This window comes from Streptomyces sp. NPDC089915, assembly GCF_040684675.1.
GTDB lineage: Bacteria > Actinomycetota > Actinomycetes > Streptomycetales > Streptomycetaceae > Streptomyces.
This window is the reverse complement of record NZ_JBFBGN010000268.1, coordinates 1-3,354: the sequence shown is the minus strand read 5'-3', so window position 1 is coordinate 3,354 and position 3,354 is coordinate 1. Positions and strand designations below refer to the sequence as shown.

The window sequence follows — 3,354 nt, the reverse complement described above, 5'->3', positions numbered from 1 at the left end:
CTTCACCGACCGCGGCCCGGACGGCATCGGCGTCATCGACCTCGTCATGCGGCTGCCCGCCGGGCCGCCTATCATGCCGGATGGACTCTCTGACGCGGCTCATACCGCCACCGCCCGAGCCCTTCGACGCCCGCGGGGACTGGTCCGCGGTCGAGCGGGGGCTCGGCGTGCGGCTGCCCGGGGACTACAAGGCGCTCGTCGAGGCGTACGGGTGGGGCGAGTTCTGCGACTTGCTCTACCTGCGCACACCCTTCGGCGACAACCCGTACAACGGCCTGGAATGGCAGGACGGGGACCCTTCGGCGCCTCCCCGGTGGGACGGGCTGAAGCAGTATCCGTACCCCCTGCACCCCGAGCCGGGCGGTCTCCTCGTCTGGGGCACCACGATGGACGCGGACCGGCTGTGCTGGCTGACGGCCGGCGACCCGGCCTCCTGGCCCGTCGTGGTCTGGGACCGGGACGGCTACTACGAGACCTTCACCGAGGGCGCGGCCGAGTTCATCGGGGGCTGGAGCGGCGGGCGGCTCAGCTCCCGGCTCCTCGGCGACATGGAGCCGGACCTCGCCCCGTGGTTCAACACCTTCCACCCCCGCATCCACCGCTGCCTGCGCCTGTCCGAGGGACCCCTCCCCCGCCCCGAGCGCCTGCGCGTACTCCGCGAGGCCCTGGCCCCCACCTCGGACCGCGGATCCTGGCGGACGGAGGACGGCGGGTCGGGACAGGAGCACTTCGCGACCGCCGGCACCGACTGGCACCTGACGTACGACCTGTCCAACCCGCACCAGATCCGCGTGGCCTACCCACCCCGCGACCACGCACGGGTCCACCGGGCCCTGACGGGCGCCGTCCAGCGCATGGGTTGCGACATCGTCGCGATCAGCACGGCGGCCGGGACGCCCCTGGCCACCTGGGACACCCGCACGGACGAGGACGAATCCCGCTGACGCCGGCCCCACCCGCATCGTCGCCGCCCGATCAGGCCGGGCGGGCCTGGAGGTAGCGGTGCAGGATGAGGTGGAGGGTGGGGAGTTGTTCGGCCGGGCGGAAGGACGGGTCCGTGGCGGCGCTGGTGTAGAGCGAGGCGATGAGCGCGAGGACCCAGGTGGCGGTGTCCTCGGGGTCGAGGCCTGGGTCGATCCGCCCGGCGGCGGCGGCCCTCGTCAAGAGGGTGCTCACCGCCGTGTGTTCGGTGGCGTTGTCGCGGCTCAGCAGCGTATCGAGCTCCGCGTCGCGGTACGCCTGGACCATGGCCTCCATGACCAGGTGCGGGACGAGCGGCTCCATGGCCGCCTCGGCGAGCAGGTCGACCGTCTCCCGTAGCCCTTCCCACGGGTCGTCGGCCGCCTGCGCCCGGGCGAGGCGTTCGGTCTTCTCCTCCCGATCGTCGTCGAAGACGGCGAGGAAGATCGCCCGCTTGTTCGGGAAGTAGTGGAAGAGGTTCCCGGCACTCATCCCGACCGCCTTGCAGATGTCGGCGGTCGTCGTGCGCTCGAAGCCCTTGGCCGCGAAGAGCGCGGCCGCGGCGTTCACGATGCGCTGTCGCTGGGCCCGGTGCTTGACCGGGTCGACGGTCCTCACGGTGTCGGCGTCCTTCCTGAGGGGGTGCGGGGGTCTGGTCCGATCCTGTCTCATCCTCGCGGAGGATTAATAGACCGAGCATTCGGTTTATGTTGGGGCCGATCGCCATGAGCGACGCGATCGTCGCGATCGGCCCGCTCCGTGAGTGAAGGGAAGACATCATGGACAGCACCCCCGCCCCCGAGCCGACCATGTTCCGGAGGCTGTTACCGGTCCTGGGGCTCCTGGTCCTCGCCCCGGTCTGCGCCGAGTACCTGATCGGGTACGACCAGATCATCGGCCACCCGCTGGACCTGCTGACCGGCCTGCTCGTCCTGGCCCCGCTCTACGGCACCGTGGCCGTGCTCATCCGCGAGACCGCGCGCAGGACGGGGCGCGGGTGGCCGACGATCCTGCTGCTGAGCGCCGCGTTCGGGCTGGTCGAGGCGGGGCTGATCGACCAGAGCCTCTTCAACCCGGACTTCGTGGACGACCCTTCGTGGGACCTGGACCGGATGCCGACGTTCGTCCCCGTTCTCGGTGTGAGCGTCAAGCAGGTGCTGGTGTTCGTCGTGGGGCATGTGATCTGGAGTTTCGCCGCGCCGATCGCCATGGTGGAGGCGTTCGTTCCGCGGCTTGCCGGCCGGCCGTGGCTCGGTCGGCCGGGGACGGCGGTGGTGGCCGTGCTGTACCTGCTGGCGGTGGTCGTGTTCGTCCACGAACACACGCGGGAGTTCACGGCGGGTGCCGTCCGGCTCGGGGTGACGGCGGCGGTCGTGCTCGCGCTCGTCGCCGCGGCGTTCGCCGTACCGCGCCGGCCCGTCGTCGTGTCCCGACGGGCCGTGTCCCCGTGGGCTGCCGGGGGCGCCGCCGTGGTCCTGCTGACCGTGCACCAGCTGTCTTCGCCGACGTGGGCCGGAGCCGCGCTGGACGCCGCGGCCCTGGTGCTCGGCGGAGGTCTGCTGTCGTGGTGCTCCCGGGCGGCGGGATGGGGCGGCCATCACGTGGCGGCCGTCGCCGGTGCCGCGCTGCTGGTCAACGCGGGTCTCTCGTTCGCGGTCGATCCTCTGGGCGAGGTGTCCCTCACCGTCAAGTACAGCGTGAACGCCGCGCTCTCGGTCGCGGTGCTGATGCTGCTGGCGGGGGCACATCTGCGGCTGCGCCGGGCGGGGCGGCGGTCAGAACGGGATCGACAGGCCGGCCTCGCGTAGTTGGGACAGGGCGGACGTCATGCACTGCTGGATCGTTCTGCCGTCCGCGCGCATGCCCTGTTCCAGGGGCCGCCGGCCCGACTCTACCGAGGGCACACCAGCCTGCCCGGGTGGGGGGAATAGGGCCGTGGGGTGGCGGGTTGGCGGACTGCGAGATCGGGTTGCCGGGTTGGGGAGAAATCGTGGCTGTTCAGGGGACGGTTGTCGCCGGGTTTGAAGGGGTGCGGGAGGAGTTCACCGGGTTCCTCGCCGAGGAGGAGAACGCGCCCGGGGCGCAGCTCGTCGTGTACCGGGGTGGGGAGCGGGTGGTGGACCTGTGGTCCGAGGGGGTGGGGGGCGAGTCGTTGGTCGGGGTGTTCTCCTCCACCAAGGGCGCGGCCTACCTGGTGGCCGCGCTGCTCGTGCAGGACGGGCTGCTGGAGCTCGACCGGACCGTCGCCTCGTACTGGCCGGAATTCGCCGCCGAGGGCAAGGGCGGGGTCACGCTGCGGGAGTTGCTGGCGCACCGGGCCGGGGTGGTCGGGCTGGACGCCGGGTTCACGCCGGAGGAGCTGGCCGATGACCGGGCGATCGCCGCCCGGCTGGC

General features: G+C 71.9%; 4 protein-coding genes. 3 read left to right on the top strand and 1 reads right to left on the bottom strand.

The features are described from left to right. Positions 1-80: 80 nt before the first annotated feature. Positions 81-944, top strand: coding sequence for an SMI1/KNR4 family protein (locus tag AB0O29_RS34635; protein WP_365160041.1), 864 nt, complete (start codon positions 81-83; stop codon positions 942-944). A 31-nt stretch (positions 945-975) separates the two neighbouring features. Here the strand turns inward: AB0O29_RS34635 and AB0O29_RS34630 are convergent, their stop codons facing one another. After that, complete coding sequence (locus tag AB0O29_RS34630; protein WP_365160038.1) at positions 976-1,578, bottom strand: TetR/AcrR family transcriptional regulator; 603 nt, start codon at positions 1,576-1,578, stop codon at positions 976-978. A 161-nt stretch (positions 1,579-1,739) separates the two neighbouring features. On the opposite strand from AB0O29_RS34630, the gene AB0O29_RS34625 reads away from it, so the two are divergent. Together AB0O29_RS34625 and AB0O29_RS34620 are read left to right on the top strand one after the other, a co-directional pair. Further along, complete coding sequence (locus AB0O29_RS34625) at positions 1,740-2,768, top strand: hypothetical protein (protein ID WP_365160035.1); 1,029 nt, start codon at positions 1,740-1,742, stop codon at positions 2,766-2,768. Between the two features lie 182 nt (positions 2,769-2,950). Continuing rightward, a partial coding sequence (locus AB0O29_RS34620; RefSeq protein WP_365160032.1) for a serine hydrolase domain-containing protein occupies positions 2,951-3,354 on the top strand: 404 nt, incomplete at its 3' end.

Excerpts from the sequence above, each read along its gene's own strand:
- AB0O29_RS34635 (WP_365160041.1), top strand. The coding sequence starts at position 81 with ATGGACTCTCTGACGCGGCTCATACCGCCACCGCCCGAGCCCTTCGAC.
- AB0O29_RS34625 (WP_365160035.1), top strand. The coding sequence starts at position 1,740 with ATGGACAGCACCCCCGCCCCCGAGCCGACCATGTTCCGGAGGCTGTTA.